The organism is Lysobacter sp. F6437 (genome assembly GCF_052547215.1).
The window spans coordinates 1,317,853-1,340,325 of sequence record NZ_JBQWRB010000001.1; the positions used below are offsets into that span (position 1 = coordinate 1,317,853).

Sequence of the window (22,473 nt, forward strand, 5' to 3'; positions counted from 1 at the left end):
CCCGCGGCGTCAGGCTGCTTGCGCGAGCGCCTCGGCAATCAGCGTCTCGATGGCGACAAGGTCGGGCACCAGCGCGTCGTCCTGGTTGAGGGTGACGCGTGCCTGCACCGCCAGCGGCAACTCGCCGCCGTCGGCGTCGACCTGCAGGCCGGGGCGCGAGACCGTGACGAGCCGCGGGAAGCCCTGGGTCAGGATCGCGAAGTACGGCGCCTTGGAGTCGCCGCCCAGTGCCTTGAACACGATCACCTTGCTACCCAGGCCGCCCTGTTCGTCGGCCAACCCGGCCAGCTGCGAGAAGCTGATCAGCGGCAACTGCCAACCGCGCCAGCGCATGCGGCCCAGCAGCCAGTCCGGCGTGCCTTCCACCGGCTCCGGCGGTGCGAACGAAAGGACCTCGGCGATGGTCGCGTTGGGCAGCAACAGGCGGGCGCCCGAGAGCTGGATCACCACGCCGCGGATATCCGCTTCGGGTCCGGCCTGCGATGGCGCTTGCGGCGCCGCATGGGAATGTTTCGACATGTCCTGTTTCCCGGGAGCGGATCGCTTCATGACCAGCGTTCCGAAAGTCGTTGGGCCAACTCGGCGGCCGACGCGGTGTCACCGCCGCGGGCGGCCAGTGCATTCGAAGCGGCGGCGTCGTAGCAACCATCGGCTGCCTGGCCGGCCACCAGCGCGCCGGCCCAGTTGTGCTTCATCACCGCATCGACCAGCGCCGGATCGCTGCCGCTGAGCAGCAGCACGGCGCTGTCCGCCGACGGCAGTGCCACCAGCAGTTCGCCACTTTCGTTGAAGCGGATGCCGGTCGGTGCAGCCTCGATCCCGACGTCGGCAGGAAGGATGTAGACGAAGCCGGCATGCGCGGTTTGCCCGGGCACGGCGAGTTGCACCGGCGCCGAAGTCGCACGCTGCATCTGCGCCACCAGCTTGTCGTAGCGCGCGCCGTCGAGGCGTTGCTGGACCAGCACCGGTCGCGCGAACTCGGCCGGCATCGCACCGAGCAACTGCCGTACCGCGTCCGGGCCACCAATGCCGGCCAGTACCAGCACCGCGCCGCAAGCCTGCTCCGGCCCGCGTACGGGCGTGTCATCGACCAGCTCGAGCCCGGCAATCCGGCTCTCCAGGTCGCTCAGGTCGCGCTTGAACTTGTGGTTGGCCTCATGGCTCTCGGCGACGGTGTCGCTATCGCCGTCGTCCAGCGTGAGGTTGCCGAATCTCGACGCTGGAAGCGGTTCGGAAGTCGCCTGCCCATCCTCCGGAACGGAGGACTCCGTGACGGCGTCGGGCAACGGGGCCGGCTCGGCGTCGACGGGTTCGTCATCGGACGACATGGACAGCTCGGGGGGGCCAGCCACGACCTCGTCGAAGGCGGCTTCCATATCGGCTTCGAGGCTGTCGCCCCCGGGTTCAAACCCGGTGTCGAATTCGGCCATCACCGGGTCGAACGGGTTGTCTTCGGCCGCGGGCTCGTCCGGAGGCGGCGCGGGCACGGCGGGCTCCGGTTCGAACCCTGCAACATCCTCCGACACGATCGCCGGCGCGGACGTGGTCGCGGTGTCGATCCCGTCCGGCTCGCGCCCGGGTGGAAGGACATCTCCATGGCGTTGGAGCTTTGCCACGAGGTGCCGCTGCCAACGTGCCACGTCCCATCCTTCGCGCGAGGCGGTCAGGTCGGCCTCCTCGTAGATCACGTCCACCGAGGGGTCGAACAGCACATCGTCGAAACGAGCGAGCACGTCCTCGGTCACCGGGTCCAGCGCCACCAGCACCACCTGCGGCGCGGCGGCGACCAGTGCCGGCAATTGCAGCACGGTCGGGTCGGCTTCGAGCACCTGCTGGGCGCCCGATTGCTCGAGCACGCCGCGCAGGCGGTCGCACGCGACCCCGGGGCGCGCCAGCAGGGCGACGCGCACGACCTCAGCCACCATGTCGGCGCTCGATCCCGAGCAACTCGAACACGTTCCGCATCAGTTCGGGTTCCTGGTAGGGCTTGCCGAGGTAGCGATCGACGCCGATGTCCATCGCGCGTTGGCGATGCTTGTCGCCGGTACGCGAGGTGATCATCACGATCGGCACGTTGCGCAGCCGTGGGTCGGCCTTCATCTGGGTGGCCAACTCGTAGCCATCCATCCGCGGCATCTCGATGTCGAGCAGCATCAGGTCGGGCACGACGTCGACCATGCGTTCGAGCGCGTCGATGCCATCCTTCGCGGTCGCGACCTCGAAGTTGTTGCGCTCCAGCACGCGGCCGGTGACCTTGCGCATGGTGACGGAGTCGTCGACCACCATCACCAGCGGAACCTGGCGATGTTCCACCACCGGCGCCGGTGCCGCACGCAGGTCGCGCGGCAGGGTGGCATGGCGGCGGACCAGCGGGGCGACGTCGAGGATCACGACCACGCGGCCGTCACCCATGATGGTCGCGCCGAAGATGCCCGGCACCGAGGCGACCTGCGGACCAACCGGCTTGACCACGACCTCGCGGTTGCCGATGACCTGGTCGACGGTGACCGCGGCATGCAGGTCACCGGAACGGATCAGCAGCACCGGCATCTGCAGTTGGCCTTCGGCCTTGGCGGTGCCGTGCCCGACCAGCTCGCCGAGGTCGTGCACGATGTAGTCGTCGCCACCATAGGCATAGCGGGCGTCGAGCGGCTGGCCGTTGGCATCGACCAGGTCCTCGCGGGCGATACGGCCCACGCCACGGACCGAGGCGATCGGCACCGCGAAGGTGGTTTCGCCGATCTTGACGAACACCGCCTGGGTGACCGCGAGGGTCTGTGGCAGGCGCAGGGTGAAGCGCGTGCCCTGGCCCGGGGTCGAGTGGATGTCGAGCAGGCCGCCGAGCTGGCGCACCTCGCTGGCCACCACGTCCATGCCGACGCCACGGCCGGCCAGGCGGCTGACCGCGTCGGCGGTGGAGAAGCCGGGTTCGAGGATCAGCGCGTCGAGGTCGGAATCGCCCAGCACCGCATCGGCGCGGACCAGCCCGCGTTCCTCGCCGCGGCGACGGATCGCCTGGCGGTTGAGGCCGCGACCGTCGTCGGCGACCTCCAGCACCACTTCCGAACCTTCGCGACGGATCGCGATGCGGACGCTGCCTTCCTCGGGCTTGCCCGCCTTCTTGCGTTCGGCCGGTGTCTCCAGGCCATGCGCGACCGCGTTGCGCAGCATGTGCTCCAGCGGCGCGGTCATGCGCTCCAGCACGTTGCGGTCGAGCTCGCCCTGCGAGCCGTCGAGCTTGAGCTGGACCTGCTTGCCCAGTTCGCCGGAGGCCTGCCGGATCACCCGGCGCAGGCGCGGCAGCAAGGCGTCGAACGGCACCATGCGCGTGCGCATGAGGCCTTCCTGCAGGTCGGAGCTGACGCGCGACTGCTGCAGCAGCAGGGTTTCGTACTGTCGGGTCAGGTCGTCGAGCGTGCCCTGCAGGCTGTTCTGGTCGGCCGCCGATTCCGACAGCGCGCGCGAGAGCTGCTGCAGGGTCGAGAAGCGGTCGAGCTCGAGCGGATCGAACACCTGCTCGGCATCCTCGGCCTCGCGCTGGTAGCGGGCGACGATCTGTGCCTCGGTTTCCATCTCGAGGCGACGCAACTGGTCGCGCATGCGGATGTTGGTCGCGCCCATTTCCGCGATCGCGCCGCGGAACGCACCGAGCTGCTGCTCGAGGCGGGCGCGGTAGATCGCGACCTCGCCGGCGTAGTTGACCAGGCGATCCAGCAGGTCGGCACGGATGCGCACCTGCTCCTGCGGTGCACGGACACCGATGTCGTCCTCGTCACCGGCCTGGGCCTCTTCCATCGGCGCCGACAGCGGCGTGAGAACGGTGGCGCCGGTGTCGACGGCATCATCGCGATAGGCGAACGTGGGTGCCGGCGATTTCGCGGCCGGAGCCTCGGCCCCGGCCGGCGTGGAGGTTTCGACCTTCGTGATCGTGCGCTGGGACTCCGGCGTAGCGTGCAGCAGGCTTTCACCCCGCGACCGCGCGTCGAACTCGGCGATCAACCGCTCGGGCATGGCGATGGCGCGCCGATCGCCGACCCGGGTGATCATCGCGTGCAAGCGGTCGAAACCGCGTTCGAGCAATGGCACGCCGTCGGCGCCGAGATCGCAGCGCTGGTCGACCACCGCTTCCAGCAGCGATTCCATGGCGTGGCCGAGTTCGCCAACCGCCATGATGCCGGCCATGCGTGCGCCGCCCTTGAGCGTATGCAGGTCGCGCTGGAGCCCGACCAGAGATTCACGCGACGAGGGCTCCTCGCGCAGTTCCGCCAGCATCGCGTCGGAATGGTCGAGCAGGTCGCCGCCTTCCTCGACGAAGATGTCGACCAGTTCCGGGTCCAGCCCCTCCAGGTCGAGTGCCTCGTCCGGGTCCGCGACCGCGGCGAGCGAGGCGATCAGCAGCCCGGCAACGGCCGGGTCGATAGCGCTGTCGTCCGTCGTTTCGGCAACTTCCGGCTCCGGCTCCGACTGCCCGGCCGACGGCGGTTCCGCCTGCGCCTTCGCAGCATCGGATTCGGCACGTTCACGGGCAAGCCGGTCGGCCTCCGCGTATTCGGCTTCGAGCAACGCGTATTCGCGCTCTTCCTCGGCGAGACGCTCGGCTTCGAGGCGCTCCGCCTCCCGACGTTCCGCTTCCAGGCGCTCGGACTCGATGCGCTCGGATTCGATGCGCTCGGATTCGATACGTTCCGATTCGAGGCGTTCGACTTCGAGTTGCTCCGCTGCGCGACGTTCCGCCTCGAGGCGCTCGGTCTCGAGCCGTTCCGCTTCGAGACGCTCCGCTTCGAGACGCTCCGATTCAAGCCGTTCTGCTTCGAGACGTTCCGATTCGAGACGCTCGGCCTCAAGCCGTTCGGACTCGACCCGCTCCGCTTCGATCCGTTCGGCTTCCAGGCGCTCGGCTTGCTGGCGTTCCGCCTCGAGAAGCTCGCGTTCAAGGCGTTCGGTGTCGAGGCGCTCGGCTTCGACCCGCTCGGCTTCGACCTGCTCAGCCTCCGCGCGCTCCTCGTCGAGCCGCGCCGCATGGGCAAGGCCGAGGTCCGGCAATGCGGTGGTGGCGAAGGATTCCGCGTCGGCCTGGATATCGACTTCGGCCGCCGCGTCGACGCCCGCGAACGGACTCAGGTCGACCACCGAGACGCCACTGGTCCGCTCGGTCGGCAGCGAGGCATCGACGTCCTCGTCCGTCGATGGCGGGCGCGCCGCGGGCAGGCTGTCGCGCAGGGTCGCCATGCGGACCGCAAGCCCCTCGAACTCGGGGATACGGGGCGCGCTCGATTGCAGTGCCGCCAGGGTCCGCGAGACCGCCGCGGATACCGCGGCGATGCCGGCGACGCCTTCGGCGCTGGCGTTCTGCCCCGCCGCCAGCAAACGCTTGACATAGGCCTCGGTCGGCGCGGTGATCTCGGTGATCACCGGCACTTCGGTCATCGCGAGAGCGCCGTTGAGGGTGTGGATCGCGCGCTGCAGGCGATCATCTGCAGGCTGCGGCTGATCCGCGCTGGCCGCAAGCCAAAGCTCGATGGTGGCCAGGTGCCCTGCGACCTCGGTGCCGAGGATCTCCAGCAGCACCGCGTCGACCGAGGCCGGGATCCCCGCCTCTTCTTCGAGCGGGACTTCGGCGGGATCCGCGGAGACGGAATCCACTTCGATGGCTTCGTCGAGCATGGGCGCTGGTGCGCCTTCGAGGCCAGGCACCACGTCGGCCGCTTCCGGCGCGGGCGTCGGCGCGACGTAGGTCGCCTCCTCGCCTGCGGCAACCCGTTCGGCAACCGCCGCGATCCCGGCCAGGTCGGCACTGATCGAGCCGGTCCCGGCCAACGCCGCGTGCAACTGCGGCAGCACGTCGTAGGCGTGGTCGACGACCGCGACCACCGCCGGACTGGCCAGCCGGCTGCCGTCGAGCACGCGGTTGAGCATGCTCTCGATCTTCCAGCTGAACTCGCCCAGGGTCTTGGCCCCGACCAGCCGGCCACTGCCCTTGAGGGTATGGAAGACCCGGCGGATCGAGCGCAGCTGCTCCATGTTCTCCGGCGCCGGGCGCCAGCTGACCAGCAGCTCGCCGAGGTTGCCGATCTCTTCCTCGAGCTCCTCGAGGAACACCTCGCGGATCTCGTCGTCGATATCGTCGCTGCTGGCAAAACCATCGACACCGGCGTCGACCGCGCGGGTCGGCGCGGTCGCAATGGTTTCCGGCGCGGCACCGACCCCGACTTCGGACGTTTCGACAACGACCGGCGCTTCGGCCGATGTAACTGGTTCCACCACGTTTCCGGTGGCGGGAGCGCTGCTCGAAGCCATGTCGAGCGCGGCGGCGGCGCCGTCTTCCTCTTCCACCGACAGCGGCGAGGGAATTTCGGCCTGCAGCGGCGCGGTGTTGTTCGGCAGCGGCCAGTAGCCGAGCGATTCGAGGCTGTGGCGGGCGATCTCGAGGATGCGGTCGCGGTTCGGGCGCTGCTCGCGCAGGGCTTCGAGGTAGTACTCGACGCTCGCCAGGGCATCGGCCATGGTGTCGAGCTGCTGGCCGTTGGGCACGCGCTTGCGGCCGATCAACTCGGCCTCGGTGTAGCGCTTGACGCCGGTCAGGTAGTCCGCCGGCAAGTCCAGGTCGAGGATGCGCAGCGCGCCGCAGACTTCGTCCAGCAGGCGCGGGACCTCGACCAGCTCGCCGTGGTCCCAGTTGGTCTCGACGAAGGCAACGAACGACTGGCGGGCGTCGCCGAAGTTGGCGATCGCCTCGCGCACGACGACTTCCAGCACCTTGCGCGATTCACTGGCGAGCAGGTCCTCGTCGGCGCGGTCGTCGGTTAGTCCCAGGCGCGAGACCTGTTCGTCGAGCGAGGCGTCGACATAGAGCAAGGCACCTGCCACGTCGAGCAGGGCCGATTCGTCTGCCGGGCGCTGGCCGGCAACGATCTCGTGCATCGCGTCCCGTTGCTGCAGCACCACGCCGCGGGCGATGCCCAGGCCCATCATGCCGAGGGTGTCGCTGACGCGACCCAGGGCTTCGACCTGCGGCCGCAGTTCGGCGACGTCGGTCTTGCCGGTGCGCAGGTGCAGGTCGAGCGAATCCTTGACCCGCAGCAGGTCTTCCTTGATCGCCGCCGAGACGGTGTCGAGCAACGCGCGGTTGCGCCCGCTCAGGCTGCCACGGGCGTGCTCGATCTCCGACTCGCTCGGCAGTTCGGCGTCGAGTTCGAAGGTCTGGCGCAGGCTGTCCAGCGCCGGATGGCCGCCCTGGCTGTGGGCGACGTGGTACAGCAACTGCCGGGTCGGCTCGGCGTTGGGCTCGTTGCTCGGGGCACTGAAGCCATTGTCGTCAAGCATCTGCCGGGCTTCGCGCTCGACGCCACCAAACGCCAGGCGCAGTGCGCGGGTCGGTGGCAGCGCGCCGTCACGCAGCGCGCCGGCGACCGAGGAAGCCACCCACAGCATCCGTCGCAGCGGCTCGACCGAAACTTCGGCCAGCAGGCCGTCGACGATGTTGGCCAGTTGCGCGGCATCGGCCGGCGCCCCGGCTTCCGGCCACTGCGCGAGCGCGGCGCGCAGCGCGGCCAGGTTCGGGCTGCTCGGTTGGGCACCGCTGCGGATGGTCGACACCGCAGCCATCGGCGCGGGCAGGTCGTTCGGCAACGGGCGGTCGAGGTTGGGCGCGAACAGCACGCTTTCGTTGAGCCCCGTCTCGCCACGGGTGGCGCGCAACTCGTTGAGCAATGGCAACAGCACGATCGGGATGTCTCGATGGCCGCCCTGCAGCCGCTCGAGGTAATCGGGCAACTGGACGACACCGCGCATCAGCATCGCGCAGGCGTCGTCGCGATCACCGATATCGCCGTGGACCAGCGCCAGCGACAGGCGCTCCATTTCCTCGGCGACCATGGCCGGCGCGTACAGCTCGACCATGCGCAAGGTGCCGTGCACCTGGTGCAGGTGGCTCGCACACGCGCGCATGCGGTCGGTGTCACCGGGCGTTTCGACGAACGCCTCGATTTCCTGCCGCGCCTGGCGCAGGGTCTCGTCCAGCTCCGGCTTGATCCAGCCCAGCGTGGTGGTGTCGATTGCGTCACGCATCACGGTCATCGTGCACCCCACCGGTCAGCGGGGCCGCGTCGCAGGCGTCGGCGGCCGGGGGTCATGCTGTTCATTGCAACGTCCAATCCGGGGTCAGGCCGGCAGCTTGAAGTCGGCGACCGAGCGGCGAAGGTCGGCGGCGAGCTGCGCCAGGTTTCCAATCGACTGTGCGGTCTGGTTGGCGCCCTGGGTGGTCTGCGAGGTGATCTGCTGAATCGTGTTCATCGTCTGGGTGATGTTGGCCGCCGCGCCGGACTGCTGCTGCGCCGCCGACGAGATGCCCTGAATCAAACCCGAGAGATCCGACGACACCTTTTCGATCTCGCCCAGCGCGGTACCCGCGTCCTCGGCCAGTCGTGCACCGGCGACCACTTCGGAGGTCGTCTGCTCCATCGAGCTGACCGCCTCGTTGGTATCGGCCTGAATGGTCTGCACCAGCGATTCGATTCGCTTGGTCGCGTTGGACGAGCGTTCCGCGAGTCGCTGCACTTCGTCGGCCACCACCGCGAATCCGCGACCGGCCTCACCGGCCGAGGCCGCCTGGATGGCCGCGTTGAGCGCCAGGATGTTGGTCTGCTCGGAGATGTCGTTGATCAGTTCAACGATGGAACCAATTTCCTGCGACGACTCGCCGAGGCGCTTGATTCGCTTGGAGGTCTCCTGGATCTGGTCACGGATGTTGTCCATGCCCTGGATCGTCTGGCGCACCACGCCGGCACCGGCGGTCGCGATCTGCACCGAGCGCTGCGCCACGTCCGCGGACTCGGCGGAGTTCTTCGACACCTGGTCGATACTGGCCGCGATTTCGCTGATGCGGCTGGAGGCGGAGGTGATTTCCTGCGACTGGTGCTCGGCGGCCTCGGCCAGGTGCATGGCGGTGGCCTGCGTTTCCTGTGCACTGGAGGCGACCTGCACCGAGGTGTCGGTAATCGTCTGCACCAGGCTGCGCAGCTGCTCGACGGCGAAGTTGATGGAGTCCGCGATCGCGCCGGTCATGTCCTCGGTCACGGTCGCCTTCACGGTCAGGTCGCCTTCCGCGAGCGAACCCATTTCGTCCAGCAGGCGCATGATCGCCTCCTGGTTGCGGTCGTTGAGTTCCTTGGTGGTCTCGTAGCGCTTCTTCTGCTGGCTGTTGAGCGACAGCACCAGGAACACGATCGCGAGCAGCGCCAGCGCACCGGAAACGATCGAGATCCACAGGTTGCCGAGCAGGCTGGTGTCCTTCAGCGAGCCGAACGCGGTGAACGCGTCGAACAGCGAGCGGCTGTCGGACAGCAGCTTGTCGGAACCGTTGGTGATCGCCTCGGCAGCGGCCTGTGCGCGGAACAGGTTCTGCGAGCTGGCGACGATGGCGTCGAGATCTTTCTTCATCTCCGCCCAAAGGGTCTCGGTCTGGGCCAGTGCGGCCAGTGCGCCCGCGTTGGTCAGCTTGTTGACGCCGCCCGCCTCGTCGCCCGCACGCAGGCCGGCGAGCACGTTGTTGAAGATCGCCGCGTCGCGCACCAGCCCGTCACCCGCGGCCTCGGCACCGGCGCCACCGGCGCGGATCTCGGTCACCCGGCGCGCCATGGTTCCCGACAACACGACCTGGCGCAGTGCGTAGTAGACCTGCGACGACGGCGAGCCGCTGCCCGACATCGCGCGGACCAGTTCGTCCAGGCGCGCCTGCAGCTGCGGCACCTGACCGGTGAAGCTGTTGGCGCTGTCGGCCAGGCCCAGCACGGCGTTCTGGCTCGCCAGCACCTGCTGCGCGCTCTTGTCCAACGGCGCCCAGGTCGCGGTCACCGTGTCGATCGGCCCGGTCACGCCCGGGGTCGCACCGAAGTTTGTGTTGAGGTCGCTGATGTTCTCGTCGATCTGCGACTGCGTGGTCTTGAACTCGGCGAACGCCCCGGCGTCGCCGCCGACCGCTTCCTGGCCCTGCACCGCGAGCTGCTGCGACTGCACCTGCAGGCTCGATGCCGCGGCACTGGCGCCGCCCAGCCGGGCCGCCTTCCAGGTCGCATAACCGGTGTTGAGGCCGAACACCAGCACCGCCAGGCCCAGCACGATCAGCCAGGTGTTGACGCCGACATTGCGCGCCTTGCCGGCGACGGAATTCATCTCAGTGCTCATTTTCGACCTCAGGTACGTTGCTGGCGCGGGGTGTACCGCTGTGGTGTTCAGGCCGCGGCATGTCGGAAGCGGCTTGTCTAAACTCGGGCGTGCGGGCCAGCCGGTCCAGGCTGAAGATGCCCCACGTGGTGTCGTCCAGGCGGTAGGCCTGGGCGATGAAATTGGCGTAGCGGCCGTCGTGCAGGTGCGCCGCGACCTCGTCGCCATCCGTGACCAGGTGCTGCTGGTTGAAGCTGCGCTGGCCGTAGAGTTCGTCGATCAGCACCGCCACGTCGCCGCCGGGCTGGCGCACCAGCAGGATCCGCTGGCTTTCATGCAGCACCGTGCGCTCGCCCTCGAGGAACTGCTTGAGGTCGACGATCGGCAACAGGTTTCCGCGGACGTTGGCCAGGCCGAGCATCCACGACTGCGCGCCGGGCACCGGGGTGACCTGCGGCAGCGGCAGGATTTCCAGCACCTCGCCGAAGCCCGATGCCAGCCGGCGGTTGCCGATGCGGTAACCGACGCCACGCCACAGGCCCGGCGCGTCGAGCTGCTCGGGCAGGCCGGCGACGTGCTCGAGGCTGCGGCGCTCGTAGTCGACCAGGACGTCGAAGGGGGCCACGTTCATTGCCGGGGCGTTCATTGCGGGCGACTCGCTCACGACCCCAGCAGCGCGTTGATCCGGGCGATCAACTCGTCCTCGCGCGGCGGCTTCACGATGTAGTCCTTGGCCCCTTGGCGCAGGCCCCACGCCTTGTCGGTCTCCATGCCCTTGGTGCTGACGATCAGCACCGGGATGGACTTGGTGTCGGCATCGCGCGACAGCGCGCGGGTGGCCTGGAAGCCGTTCATGCCGGGCAGGATGACGTCCATCAGGACCAGGTCGGGCTGCTCGCGGCGGCACATGTCGATGCCGTCCTCGGCGCTGCCCGAGGCCAGTACGTCGTGGCCGTTGCGTTCCAGCAATTGGGTGAGGACCGCCGTATCGGTCGGCGAATCCTCGATCAGAAGAATACGTGCCATTTGATGCCCTACCCCCCGGTCAGGCGTTGACGTGCGTGCGGATGGCGTCGAGGAGTTCCTCGCGCGTGAATGGTTTGGTGAGGTACTGCTCGGAACCGACGATGCGCCCGCGGGCCTTGTCGAACAGGCCGTCCTTGGACGACAGCATGATCACCGGCGTGCTCTTGAAGACCTGGTTGTTCTTGATCAGCGCGCAGGTCTGGTAGCCATCCAGCCGCGGCATCATGATGTCCACGAAGATGATCTGCGGCTGCTGGTCGGCGATCTTCGCCAACGCCTCGAAGCCATCGGTGGCCGTGACCACCGCGCAACCTTCTCGCTTGAGCAACGTTTCAGCGGTGCGGCGGATGGTCTTGGAGTCGTCGATCACCATGACTCGCAAACCATCGAGGCTGCCGTTGCGACCCTCGTCCTGCATTTTCCAATGTCCCCTGTTGCGAAGCGCGCCGACGCGGAACCCCCGGGCGCGTCGCGTAGAGTGCCTTTATTCCAAGCCCGGTGCACGCTGTCAAGCGCGCAAATTTTGTCACAACGAACATGAATGCGATTGCGGGCCCGGAGTTGGCGTGGATGTGCCTGCTACCATCGCCCGACTCCCACACCGCGTGCCGCCATGTCGCTCGACATCGTTGTCGTGATGGATCCGATCGGATCGATCAGGATCGCCAAGGATTCAACGTTCGCGATGCTGCTGGAGGCCCAGCGGCGCGGGCACCGCATGTGGTACGTGATACCGGGTGGGCTGGCGCTGCACGACGGTCGGGCGGTCGCGAAGGTCGCTGCGCTGCAGGTCCGGGAGGATCCCACGCACTGGTTCGATCTGGGACAGACGTCACATATTGAACTCGGGGCCGGCCACGTCGTGCTGATGCGCAAGGACCCGCCGGTCGACGACGAGTTCATCCACGACACCCAGATCCTCGGGGTCGCGCAGAGCGCGGGCGCGCTGGTGGTCAATGATCCGCAGGGCCTGCGCGACTACAACGAGAAGCTGGCGGCACTGCTGTTCCCGCAATGCTGCCCGCCGACCGTCGTGACCCGCGATGCGGCGACCCTCAAGGCGTTCGTCGCCGAGCACCGCGAGGCCGTGCTCAAGCCACTCGACGGCATGGGCGGACGCTCGATCTTCCGGGTCGGCCACGGTGATCCCAACGCCAACGTGATCCTGGAAACCCTCACCCAAGGGGGTCGCAGCCTGGCGATGGCGCAGCGCTACCTGCCGGAGATCAAGGACGGCGACAAGCGCATCCTGCTGGTCGATGGGGTGCCGGTCGATTACTGCCTGGCGCGGATTCCGCAGGGCGACGAGTTCCGCGGCAACCTCGCCGTCGGCGGTCGCGGCGAGGGTCGTCCGCTCACCGAGCGCGACCGCTGGATCGCCGCGCAGGTCGCCCCGGAGATGAAGCGCCGGGGCATGCTGTTCGTCGGCCTCGACGTGATCGGCGATTACCTGACCGAGGTCAACGTCACCAGCCCGACCTGCATCCGCGAACTGGATGCCCAGTTCGGCCTGAACATCTGCGCCGACCTGTTCGACGCGATCGAAGTGCGCGCCAACGCGGCATGAGTGCGGTAGCGGTGCAACCGGCCATCAACGAGGGCCAGCGCCTCGGCGCGACCCTGGTGCTGTCGTTGCTGTTGCACGGCGTGTTGCTGCTCGGCGTCGGCTTCGCACTGGAGAGCGCGGCGCCGGTAATGCCGACCCTGGATGTGATCCTGACCCGCACCAGCACCACGCTGACCCCGGAGCAGGCGGATTTCCTCGCCCAGGCCAACAACCAGGGCGGCGGCGAGCACGAAAAAAGCAACCGGCCGACCGAGCGCCAGTCCGGGCCGTTGCCGCAAGCGGCCAGCGGCGTGGCCCCGCGCGAGTTGCGCGCCCAGTCGCCGGCACCGCAACCGCGACCGCAGGAGCGCGTGGTCGGCAGCACCCGTGGCGAAACGCCCACTGCGACCACGCGTGCAACGCCCGAGCCGGATGAGCGACCGCTGCGGCGGGGCGACCGCAAGATCACCCACGACATGGAAATGGCTCGGCTGGCGGCCGAGATCCACCTGCGCTCGGAGCGCTACGCCAAGCGGCCCAAGCGCAAGTTCGTCTCCGCCAGCACCACCGAATACGCCTGGGCCGGCTACCTGCGCGGCTGGGTCGACCGGGTCGAGCGCGTCGGCAACCTCAATTACCCGGATGAAGCGCGCCGGCGCCGGCTTGCCGGGCAGGTGGTGATCAGCGTCGCCGTGCGCCGGGACGGCAGCGTCGAGGACTCCAGGATCGTGGTCTCCAGCGGCATCCCGCTGCTGGACGCCTCCGCCCTGCGCATCGCCCAGCTGGCCGAGCCCTACCCGCCACTGCCGAAGACCGACGAGGACCCTGACGTCCTGCATGTCACGCGGACCTGGGCGTTCCTGGCCGGTGGCGAGCTGGTCGATCGCTGAGATCCAGACCACGGGGCGCGCTGCCGGCTCGACCTTTCCCTCGTCACCGCATCGACTAGAGGACCCCCGTCATGGCCCACCCCAAAATCTTCGCCGTGACCCTGATGGCCGGTCTCGGCATGATTGCCGCCTGCACCGGCCAAGCGTCCGCCCACGATCTGCGGATCCTGTTGCTTGAAGCCGACGACTGCGGTGCTTGCCAGCTGTACCGAAGCTTCGGCGACGGCTATCCGGGCGAACTGCGCGACCATCCCGGGATCGAAGCGCCGATCCCGGTTTCGGTAGTCGACAAGTCAGCGATTCCCGCCGCGATCGCCGCGCAGTTCCAGCCACACGAATACTGGTCGCAATCGCTGTCGGTGATGGTGCTCGATGGCGACGAGGTGCTGCATGTCGGCAACATCGCCGAGGCTTCCGACATTGCCAATGCGCGTTTTCCCGACGCGATCATGGCTCCGGCCAACGCCGCCGGGCGCGAGGGTGCAGCGCAGGCAAACCACTTCTACGGCGAGCATTTCAAGGAGACCTGGAAACTCGGTTATTTCGTCGATGCCGCCCTCGGCCGGCGCCAGCCCCATCCGTCGATCCGCGGGGCGATGCTCGGCGCGGACGGTGGCATCGCTGGCGTGTCCGACAACAACCTGGTTCTGTGGGGCAGCACCGCCACCCCGTCGGGCAACCCGTTGTACATTTCCGAGCGGATCGCAGACACCCGCGAGGCGTTGACCCCGATCGCCGGCCCCTCGTTGAACGTCATCACCCTGTACGGCAACGGCGACGATCCCCGCCCTGACACCAGCCTCCTGGTCAATGGCGAGGAGCGCTTCATCCAGTCGCCGATCCATACCCCGCATTCGCCCGACCTGCAGACGCTGGGCCGGTTGTTCGAGAGCCTCCGCGGCACCGACCACAACCTGCTTGTCCAGATCGGCCACAGCGGCCCGACCGGCGCGCCGTTGTGGGGGCACCTGGCGACGGTTGATGCGCCGCTTCTCGAGAGTCTGGTCGACAAGACCGGCACGGAGCTGGTGATGGTCAGCGGCGCCTGCAACAGCGGCCAATTCGCAGCGGCGCCGAGTTGTGGCTTTTTTGCCGCGCACCCCGAGGTCGTCGCCACCGGTTGCCAGAAGAGCCCGGAGGCACTGCGCGGCAGCGACGACTATCTGGGTGAGTTCTTCGGCGGCGTGCGCAGCAGCGACGCCGATCTCTACCGCGACGGCACGGTCAGTTTCGCCGAGGCGCACTGGTACGCCAGCGTTCGGTTGGAGCACCACCAGATCCCGTACGACAGCCTGGATGCACTCGTCGACGCGTACTGGCAGGCGAATGCCGACGCGTTGCCGAACGCGATCGAGTTCGCACGCTTGGCCAACCTCGCCCGTCGGGTCGGCTCGGCGGAAGAGCAATGGGCCGTGACGCAGTTCGTCGACCGCGTCCCGGGCGACACGCCAATCACCACCAGCGATGCGCTCCGAATCAATCGCGAGGCGCTGGAGAAGGTCGCCGCGATGACCGAAGCCTCGTCAGTGGAACGCAATGCGACGATGGCGCTGGCTTACCCCTTGGTGCTGTCGTCGCTGGCACGACGGTTGCTATGGCGCGACAGCGTCGAGGTGAGTCCTGCGGCGGCGAAGATCCGGCGTTGTGCAAGCCAGGGGATTGGCGACTTCCTGCGCGGGGGCGAGCCGCAAGCCCTGCCTCCCCACGACTAGCGCGAGTCGCGCAGCGCCTGCTGCTCGCGGATGGTGAGTGCGACGTTGTTGCGCAGGTAGGCCGGTTCGACGCGTTCGGGCGCGACCGCTTCGCCACGCTCGAAGGCCACTGCGGCAAGTCGCGCGACATCGCCCGCGTGCGGTAGCGCGGTGGCGTCGATCGATTGCAATCGACCCGAAAGTCGCTCACGCAGGGCGCCGTCGCAGGCACCGAAGCCGGTGCCGACACCGTGCCAGCCGTCTCCCCCGTCGGGGGCTTGCACCGTATCCGGTGCGCCAACCGATTCGTTGTCGAGGGCGATTGCATCGCCGTCGCGCAGTTCGAACGAGGCGCTGTAGACCTCGCCCATGCGGGCGTCGATTGCGGCCAGTGCGCGCGGCCCCGGCGCCTGCAGCGCCAACGCCGCCAGAGTCGACACCGGCACGATCGGTCGGTCCAGCGCCAGCGCGATGCCCTGCCCGATCGCGATCGCCAGGCGCACGCCGGTGAAGGCGCCCGGGCCACGGCCAAGCGCGATCGCGTCGAGCTGCGACTTCGCCACCCCGGCCTCGGCCAGCAGGGCGTCGGCCCACGGCAGCGCCAGCTCGGCGTGGCGGCGCGGGGCGATCTCGAAGCGCTCGCGCACTTCGCCATCGATCCACAACGCCACCGAGCAGGCCTCGGTTGCCAGTTCGAATGCCAGCAGTTTCACGGACGGATCTCCAATGCGCCGGCTTCACCATAGGCGTGGGCCAGCGATTCTGTCGCAAAGAACGCCTGCACGTCCTCGACCCGCCGCGTTTTCGGCAACGGTGGCAGCGAGTCCATGAACACCCGGCCGTAGCTCTTGCCGGTCAGGCGCGGGTCGCACAGCACCAGCACGCCGCGGTCGGTCTCGCTGCGGATCAGCCGGCCGGCGCCCTGCTTGAGCGCGATCACCGTCTGCGGCAACTGCTCGTCGCGGAACGGGTTGCCGCCGCCGCGGCGGATCGCTTCCAGCCGGGCTTCGAATACCGGGTCGTCGGGGGCGGCGAACGGCAACTTGTCGATCACCACGACGCTGAGTGCGTCGCCGGCGACGTCGACGCCTTCGCGGAAACTGGCAGCACCGAGCAGCACGCCGTTGCCGGAGGCGCGGAAACGTTCCAGCAGCAGCGAGCGCGGCGCCTCGCCCTGCACGAACAGCGGCCACGGGCCATCGCGCAGCAACTGGGCGGCTTCGCGCAGGGCGCGGTGCGAAGCGAACAGTACGAACGCGCGGCCGGCCGAGGCTTCGAGCACGGGCCGGACTGCTTCCACGATCGAGTCGGTGTAATGGCGTGCGGCCGGTTCGGGCAGGCCGGTCGGCAGGTAGCACAGGGCCTGGGCCGGCCAGTCGAACGGGCTGGGTGCCAGCAGCGTGGTCGGGTCTTTCAACCCGAGCTTGATCGCGTAGTGCTCGAAGCGGCCACCGATCGCCAGCGTCGCCGAGGTGAACACCCATGCCGCCTGCGAGCGCGCACGGTGCTGCGCCAGCGGGCCGGCGACATCGAGCGGGGTGCGGCTGAGGCGGAAGCCACGCGCGGTGAGTTCGTACCAGAGCACGCTGGGGGCGTTGTCGTCGGCACGCAGCGGGCCCCGGTCGTCGGGTGGCTCGTCGTCGCCGGTGGCCTCATCGGCCGTGTCGGCGGGTTCGCCTTCATCGTCGAAACCTTCGTCACGCCAACGCCGCAGGCGGTTCTCGAATTCCTTCGCCCGCGCGGTGCAACTGTCGAAACCGGGCGCCGCCTCGCGCAGCGGCAGCAGCGCGGCATGCAACTCGCGCAATGACTGCAGCAGGCCGTCGATCGCGGCTTCGACGTTGGCGTCCTCGGCCGCGCGGCGGCGGGTGCCGCGCACCGGCAGTTCGTCCATCGCCGCGCGCAGGCCGCGGACCGATTGCTCCAGTGCACGGGTTGGCTCTTGCAGCACCGCCAGCGCGCCAGTTGCCTGCTTGCATTCGGACAGCGCGTCGCGCGCCAGTTCGACCAGCGGCCGCGCGCTCAAGGCCTCGCCGAAGAACTGCGCGGCCAGCTCCGGCAGCTGGTGGGCCTCGTCGACCACGAATGCCTGCGCGCCCGGCAGGATCTCGCCGAAACCTTCCTGCTTGAGCGCCAGGTCGGCCAGAAGCAGGTGGTGGTTGACCACCACCAGGTCGGCCGCCTGTGCGCGCTGGCGCGCCTGCACGACGAAGCACTCGGAGAAGAACGGGCATTCGCTGCCGAGGCAGTTGTCGGTGGTCGAGGTGACCATCGGCAGCAGCGGCGAGTCGTCGGGCAGAGTCTCCAGTTCGGCCAGGTCGCCCATCCGGGTACGCCCGGCCCAGACGACGATGCGCTGGAACTGGCCGGCCATCTCGCGACTGTGGAAGCGGCCCTCGCCCTTGGCCTGTCCCAAGCGGTAGTGGCACAGGTAGTTGGCGCGGCCCTTCAACAGCGCGGTCTTGAGGCCGATGCCCAGCGCATCGCGCACCCGCGGCAGGTCGCGGTGGTAGAGCTGGTCCTGCAGCGCGCGGGTGCCGGTGGAGACGATCGTCTTGAGCCCCGACAGGATCGCGGGCACCAGGTAGGCGAAGGTCTTGCCGGTGCCGGTGCCGGCCTCGGCCAGCAGCATGCCGCGGCTGTCGAATGCGTCGGCGACCGCGCCGGCGAGGTCCTGCTGGGCGCTGCGCGGCGCGAACGCGGCGATGTTGCGGGCCAGGTCGCCGCCTTCGCTCAATGCCGCGCGGCTGGCGCTGCCGAGCCGGCTTCCGCCCTCGCCCATCTCAGTACCGCGGCGGTGCGGCGACGGTGCAGGCATCGCGCTGGCGGCGGGCCTCGGCGTCGGCCGGGCTGGGCGAGGCGATGCCGGTGGTCGCCCGGGCCCGCGCGGCCAGCACCTGGACGATGGTTTCCCAGTGGCGGCGGCATTGCGGGCCGACTTCGGTCCCGATGGAGATCGCCTGGCGGGCGAGCCGCTCGGCGCCCTCGAGGTCGTGCAGCAGCAACGCCGCCTCGGCGCGCTCCTGCAGCAGGTTCGGATCGTCGGGACTGATCGCCAGCGCCTGGTCGAGTGCGCTCGCTGCGTCTTCGTGCCGGCCCTGGGCCTGCAATTGCGTCGCCCGCTCGCGCAGGTCTTCGACCTCATTGCTGCCCAGCGGCTTGACCACCAGTTCGGCGTCGCCGGAGGTCCCCGCGGCGCGGATCGCGGCGACCGCAGCCACCGCGTCGAACCGGGGCGGCGGCGGCACCGGCGGGGCGCTCGCGCAGCCTGCGAGCAAACCCGCCAACGCGGCGATGGCCAGGGTGGCGCGCATCATGGTGTTTCCATTGGTTGCGGCTGCGGGGTCGGAGTCGGCGCGGGTTCCGGTTCACGCTCGTCGTCACGACCGAAGCCGAACCACTCGCGCCAACCGCCCCGCTCTTCCGACTGCACCGGTTCCGGCGGCTGGCACGCCTGGTACGACGGCGCGAACCCGGCCACGAAGGCAAACCTTCGCGCGCCCGGGCACCCGGCATCGCTGGTGTGAGAGCCCACCACCCACTGCCAGTCCAGGCCCTTGTCACCGACCTTCAGCGGCGCGCTGGGCAGGCGCTTGAACAGGTTCGACCACACCCGCATGCCGCCGGTGGATCCGTACAGGCCGGTCGGCTTGTTGTCGTCGTTGCCGACCCAGACCACGGCGAGATGGTCGCCGGTGTAGCCGGCGAACCAGCTGTCGCGGCTGTCGTTGCTGGTACCGGTCTTGCCGGCCGGGTGCAGGTCGCCGAGTCCATCGGAGACCAGCCGCCGGGCGGTGCCACTCGTCACCGTACGCTGCAACGCGATGTTGATCAGTCGCGCGGCGATCGCGTCGCCCTCCTGCGCCGGTGCCGGGTCGGTGTCGTAGCGGTTGAGCGCGCGGCCATCGGCATTGAGCACGCCGCGAACCGCGTGCAGTGGCTGTATCTCGCCGCCGGACGCGAGGAACTGGTACAGCTGCGCGATCGCGTATGGGCTCTGGTCGACCGAACCCAGGATCAGCGACGGGTTCGGTTCCGATTCGATGCCTGCCAGGGTACGGATCAGGTCGGCGATCCGCCGCGGGTCGACCTGCATGCCGATCCGCACCGTGGCCTGGTTGTAGGAACTGGCCAGCGCGTCGATCAGGCGCACGCTGCCGTGGCTGCGGCCATCGGAGTTGCCCGGGGTCCAGCGCTTGCCGTTACCCAGCGCCACGGTGACCGGCGAGTCGTCGACCCAGGTCGCCAGCGAGAACCTGTCGGGCTGCGCCAGCGCAAGCAGGTAGACGAAAGGCTTGAGCAGCGAGCCGACCGGGCGCCGCGCCTCCACCGCCCGGTTGAAGCCGGGGCGCGCCGGCGTGCCGCTGCCGACCACCGCCAGCACCTCGCCGTCATGCACGTCGGTCAGCACCAGGCCGGCTTGCAGGTCGGGACGGTTCTTGCTGTCCAGGTCCTCCAGGGCCTTGACCACGGCGCCTTCGGCGTAGGCCTGCGCGGAGGGCGACATGCCGCTCATCACGCTCAACCCGGCGCCGGCCAGCGCATCCTTGGGGTAGTCGCTGGCGAGTTGGCGGCGGACCAGGTCGACGTAGGCCGGGAAACGGTTGGCCGACAGGCCGGGCTGCTCGGTTACGCCCAGCGGCGCCTTCAGCGCGCGCTGGTATTCGGCGTCCTCGATCAGGCCGGTCTCGTGCATCTCGCCGAGCACGAAATTGCGGCGTGCGGTGGCGCGTGCGGGATGGTCGCGCGGGTCGTAGTAGGACGGCCCGCGGACGATGCCGATCAGCAGCGCGATCTGTTCGGTGCTGATGTCGGACAGGTCGCGGCCGAACCAGAAATCCGAGGCGGCGGCGACACCATGGATCGCCTGCGCGCCGCGCTGGCCCAGGTAGACCTGGTTGAAATAGGCCTCGAGGATGGTCTTCTTGTCGTAGCGCGCCTCGATCAACAACGCGTAGATCGCCTCGTTGAACTTGCGGGTGAAGGTCTGCTCGCCGCCGATCCCGAGCAGGCCGCTGCGCGCCAGCTGTTGGGTCAGGGTGCTGGCGCCCTGCCGCGCCTCGCCGGCCTTCAGGTTGACCCAGGCCGCGCGCAGGATGCCGCTGAGGTCGATGCCGTGGTGGTGGGCGAAGTCGCGGTCCTCGACCGCCTGCAGGCCGGTGACCAGCAACTCGGGCACCTCCTCCAGCTGCACGAGGCGGCGCTCCTCCTGCTTCTGCCCGTACAGGGTGGCGATGCGCGCCGGATCGAGCCGGGCCGCCTTGAGTTTGTCGCCGCTGCGCGCGTCCTCGAGGCCAGCGACCTTTCCGCCGGACAGCACCACTTCGATCCGGCGCGGCGCAACCGGTCCGTCGACATCGTTGAAGCCGCGGCTGGAAACAAGCCAGTGCCCGCCGTCGCGCTGGTAGCTGCCCGGACGGACGCCATCGCCCGCGTGGTAGCCGGCGGCATCGAGCTCGGTCTTGAACGTGGTCGCATCCAGCGCAAGGCCCGGCGCCAGTTCCAGCGGCCGGCCATACACCCGCGTCGGCAATTGCCAGCGCAACTGGTCGAAACGCTGCCCGACCTCGTGGTTGAGGTACAGCGAATACGGGATCAGGAAACCCAGGCCCAGCCCTATCGCCGCCAGCACCCAGGTGACCAGCCGGCGCCGCCACTGCGGCGTGTCGCCGTCGTCGGGGGTGAGGTCGTCGTCTTCGTAATCGATTCGGGCCACAGGTGCGACAATCACTGGAAGTGCCTGGAATTTCCGAGTCTAGCGCACCCCAAAGCCAGCATTGCCCCGTGCCAGTGTGCTGCTGGTTACCATGTCATCTTTGTTCATCGACCATCGCCGATAACCGTGCCCATTTTCCTGCAGTTCCATCTCCGGCGCCTCCTGCATCTGTTGCGCCGGGCATGGGACAGCCTGCAGGCCAAGGGCTGGCATGCCACCTTGCAGCGCGCCGGTTCGAACAGCACCGGCGAACCCCGGGACGCATCTCCGATGGCGCAAGGGAAGCCCCGGCAACCGGCGTCCGATTGGGGCCACCGCCCCTGGGTGCTGGTGGTGGATGGCACCGTGCCGGCACCTGACCGGGACTCTGGATCGTTGCGCCTCCGCAATCTGATGCGGGCGCTGGTCTCGGCGGGCTACCGGGTTGCCTTCGTTCCCGACGAAGGCGGGACTGCTTCGGCGAATGCCGCGCAGTTGCGTGCGTGCGGCATCCACGTGCCCCGGTTGCGGGGTAGCCGCGACGCGGCGGCGTGGGTCCACCAGCACGGCCGAACGCTGTCTTCGGCGATCCTGTGCAGGCACCATGCGGCGGGACACTGGCTTCCCTTCGTGCGGGCCGTGGCCCCGCAGGCCTCCATCGTTTTCGACACCGTCGACCTGCACTTCCTGCGCGAGGAGCGGGAAGCCGAATTGCACCATGACCGTCGTTTGCAACGGCGCGCGCAGTCGACCCGCCAGCGCGAACTGGGCCTGATCGAACGGGCGGATACCACATGGGTGGTCAGCCCGATCGAGCGCGGACTGCTGCTCGAGCTCCGCCCGGGCGCCGACGTGCGGGTCGTATCCAACATCATCGACGAAGACACGCCCGGGCTGTCGTTCGAGCAGCGACGCGACCTGCTGTTTGTCGGCGGTCTCAGGCATCCGCCCAACCGCGACGCCGTCGAATGGCTGGCACGGGACATCTTTCCCCACATCCGGGAGGCGCTGCCCGGGGTACAGCTGCACCTGGTCGGCTCGACCGGCAGCGTCCCGGCGTCGACGGTTTCCCCCGAACCGGGCGTCCGGCTCCACGGCCATGTACCGGACATCGCGCCCTACCTGGACGGTTGTCGGCTGGCACTGGCACCGCTGCGGTTCGGTGCTGGGGTCAAGGGCAAGATCAACCTCAGCCTTGCCCACGGCCAGCCCGTGGTGGCAACGGATTGCGCAATCGAAGGCATGCATCTCGAACACGGAAACGACGTACTGGTGGCCCGCGACGCCGTCGCCTTCGCGGCCGAGGTCGTACGCCTTTATCGTGATGCGGCGCTGTGGCAACGCCTGTCACTCAACGGACGGGCGAATGTGCGCCGCCATTTTTCGCCCGCCGCCGCGCTCGGTGTCGCCAAGGCCACGCTTGGCCCGCCCCGGGACGCCTGAACCTCCAATGTCCACCCGCAA

Annotated in this window: 14 protein-coding genes and 1 pseudogene; 4 read left to right on the forward strand and 11 right to left on the reverse strand. The window is 68.9% G+C overall.

Features of this window, described 5'->3' with window-relative positions; genetic code table 11:
* Positions 1-9: 9 nt before the first annotated feature.
* The 7 genes and pseudogenes from ACT9F5_RS06250 to pilG form a co-directional block, all read right to left on the reverse strand.
* Entirely contained in the window at positions 10-519 is a 510-nt protein-coding gene (locus ACT9F5_RS06250; protein ID WP_445119026.1) for a chemotaxis protein CheW, read from the reverse strand.
* 26 nt (positions 520-545) lie between these two features.
* Positions 546-1,925, reverse strand: a complete 1,380-nt coding sequence (locus tag ACT9F5_RS06255) for a chemotaxis protein CheB (protein ID WP_445119027.1) — start codon at positions 1,923-1,925, stop codon at positions 546-548.
* Positions 1,915-8,076, reverse strand: a complete 6,162-nt coding sequence (locus ACT9F5_RS06260) for an Hpt domain-containing protein (RefSeq protein ID WP_445119028.1) — start codon at positions 8,074-8,076, stop codon at positions 1,915-1,917. The genes ACT9F5_RS06255 and ACT9F5_RS06260 overlap by 11 nt, the downstream gene beginning before the upstream one ends.
* 84 nt (positions 8,077-8,160) lie before the next feature.
* Positions 8,161-10,182, reverse strand: a complete 2,022-nt coding sequence (locus ACT9F5_RS06265) for a methyl-accepting chemotaxis protein (RefSeq protein WP_445119029.1) — start codon at positions 10,180-10,182, stop codon at positions 8,161-8,163.
* A 64-nt stretch (positions 10,183-10,246) separates the two neighbouring features.
* Positions 10,247-10,792, reverse strand: a pseudogene (locus ACT9F5_RS06270) (chemotaxis protein CheW); the annotation flags it as partial.
* A gap of 29 nt (positions 10,793-10,821) precedes the next feature.
* The gene (locus ACT9F5_RS06275) at positions 10,822-11,187 is read right to left on the reverse strand and encodes a response regulator (RefSeq protein WP_445119030.1); all 366 of its coding nucleotides are present in this window, start codon (positions 11,185-11,187) and stop codon (positions 10,822-10,824) included.
* Positions 11,188-11,206: 19 nt separating this feature from the next.
* Positions 11,207-11,605 carry a twitching motility response regulator PilG gene (pilG, locus tag ACT9F5_RS06280; protein WP_445119031.1) on the reverse strand — a complete coding sequence of 133 codons (399 nt, stop codon included), beginning with the start codon at positions 11,603-11,605 and terminating at the stop codon, positions 11,207-11,209.
* A 195-nt stretch (positions 11,606-11,800) separates the two neighbouring features.
* Here pilG and gshB point away from each other — a divergent pair, with 195 nt between their 5' ends.
* The 3 genes from gshB (at position 11,801) to ACT9F5_RS06295 (ending at position 15,335) form a co-directional block, all read left to right on the forward strand.
* Positions 11,801-12,754: a glutathione synthase gene (gshB, locus tag ACT9F5_RS06285; protein WP_445119032.1), complete on the forward strand. Its 954-nt coding sequence runs from the start codon at positions 11,801-11,803 to the stop codon at positions 12,752-12,754.
* Positions 12,751-13,623, forward strand: a complete 873-nt coding sequence (locus tag ACT9F5_RS06290; RefSeq protein ID WP_445119033.1) for a TonB family protein — start codon at positions 12,751-12,753, stop codon at positions 13,621-13,623. The genes gshB and ACT9F5_RS06290 overlap by 4 nt, the downstream gene beginning before the upstream one ends.
* Before the next feature lie 71 nt (positions 13,624-13,694).
* Positions 13,695-15,335 (forward strand): hypothetical protein, encoded by a 1,641-nt coding sequence (locus ACT9F5_RS06295; protein ID WP_445119034.1) that lies wholly within the window; start codon positions 13,695-13,697, stop codon positions 15,333-15,335.
* On the opposite strand, the gene tsaB is transcribed toward ACT9F5_RS06295, so the two are convergent.
* From tsaB to mrcB, 4 genes are read right to left on the reverse strand one after another with little or no spacing between them, the layout of a single operon-like run.
* Positions 15,332-16,027 carry a tRNA (adenosine(37)-N6)-threonylcarbamoyltransferase complex dimerization subunit type 1 TsaB gene (gene tsaB / locus ACT9F5_RS06300; protein WP_445119035.1) on the reverse strand — a complete coding sequence of 232 codons (696 nt, stop codon included), beginning with the start codon at positions 16,025-16,027 and terminating at the stop codon, positions 15,332-15,334. The two genes, ACT9F5_RS06295 and tsaB, sit on opposite strands and share 4 nt — an antisense overlap.
* Positions 16,024-18,096 (reverse strand): helicase C-terminal domain-containing protein, encoded by a 2,073-nt coding sequence (locus tag ACT9F5_RS06305; RefSeq protein ID WP_445119036.1) that lies wholly within the window; start codon positions 18,094-18,096, stop codon positions 16,024-16,026. The genes tsaB and ACT9F5_RS06305 overlap by 4 nt, the downstream gene beginning before the upstream one ends.
* Before the next feature lies 1 nt (position 18,097).
* On the reverse strand, positions 18,098-18,631 hold the full coding sequence (locus tag ACT9F5_RS06310) for a tetratricopeptide repeat protein (protein ID WP_445119037.1): 534 nt from the start codon (positions 18,629-18,631) through the stop codon (positions 18,098-18,100).
* Positions 18,628-21,030: a penicillin-binding protein 1B gene (mrcB, locus tag ACT9F5_RS06315; protein WP_445119038.1), complete on the reverse strand. Its 2,403-nt coding sequence runs from the start codon at positions 21,028-21,030 to the stop codon at positions 18,628-18,630. The genes ACT9F5_RS06310 and mrcB overlap by 4 nt, the downstream gene beginning before the upstream one ends.
* Positions 21,031-21,156: 126 nt before the next feature.
* Here mrcB and ACT9F5_RS06320 point away from each other — a divergent pair, with 126 nt between their 5' ends.
* Positions 21,157-22,452 carry a glycosyltransferase gene (locus tag ACT9F5_RS06320; protein ID WP_445119039.1) on the forward strand — a complete coding sequence of 432 codons (1,296 nt, stop codon included), beginning with the start codon at positions 21,157-21,159 and terminating at the stop codon, positions 22,450-22,452.
* Positions 22,453-22,473 lie beyond the last annotated feature (21 nt).

Excerpts from the sequence above, each read along its gene's own strand:
- ACT9F5_RS06250 (WP_445119026.1), bottom strand. The coding sequence starts at position 519 with ATGTCGAAACATTCCCATGCGGCGCCGCAAGCGCCATCGCAGGCCGGA.
- ACT9F5_RS06255 (WP_445119027.1), bottom strand. The coding sequence starts at position 1,925 with ATGGTGGCTGAGGTCGTGCGCGTCGCCCTGCTGGCGCGCCCCGGGGTC.
- ACT9F5_RS06260 (WP_445119028.1), bottom strand. The coding sequence starts at position 8,076 with ATGACCGTGATGCGTGACGCAATCGACACCACCACGCTGGGCTGGATC.
- ACT9F5_RS06265 (WP_445119029.1), bottom strand. The coding sequence starts at position 10,182 with ATGAGCACTGAGATGAATTCCGTCGCCGGCAAGGCGCGCAATGTCGGC.
- ACT9F5_RS06275 (WP_445119030.1), bottom strand. The coding sequence starts at position 11,187 with ATGGCACGTATTCTTCTGATCGAGGATTCGCCGACCGATACGGCGGTC.
- pilG (WP_445119031.1), bottom strand. The coding sequence starts at position 11,605 with ATGCAGGACGAGGGTCGCAACGGCAGCCTCGATGGTTTGCGAGTCATG.
- gshB (WP_445119032.1), top strand. The coding sequence starts at position 11,801 with ATGTCGCTCGACATCGTTGTCGTGATGGATCCGATCGGATCGATCAGG.
- ACT9F5_RS06290 (WP_445119033.1), top strand. The coding sequence starts at position 12,751 with ATGAGTGCGGTAGCGGTGCAACCGGCCATCAACGAGGGCCAGCGCCTC.
- ACT9F5_RS06295 (WP_445119034.1), top strand. The coding sequence starts at position 13,695 with ATGGCCCACCCCAAAATCTTCGCCGTGACCCTGATGGCCGGTCTCGGC.
- ACT9F5_RS06305 (WP_445119036.1), bottom strand. The coding sequence starts at position 18,096 with ATGGGCGAGGGCGGAAGCCGGCTCGGCAGCGCCAGCCGCGCGGCATTG.
- ACT9F5_RS06310 (WP_445119037.1), bottom strand. The coding sequence starts at position 18,631 with ATGATGCGCGCCACCCTGGCCATCGCCGCGTTGGCGGGTTTGCTCGCA.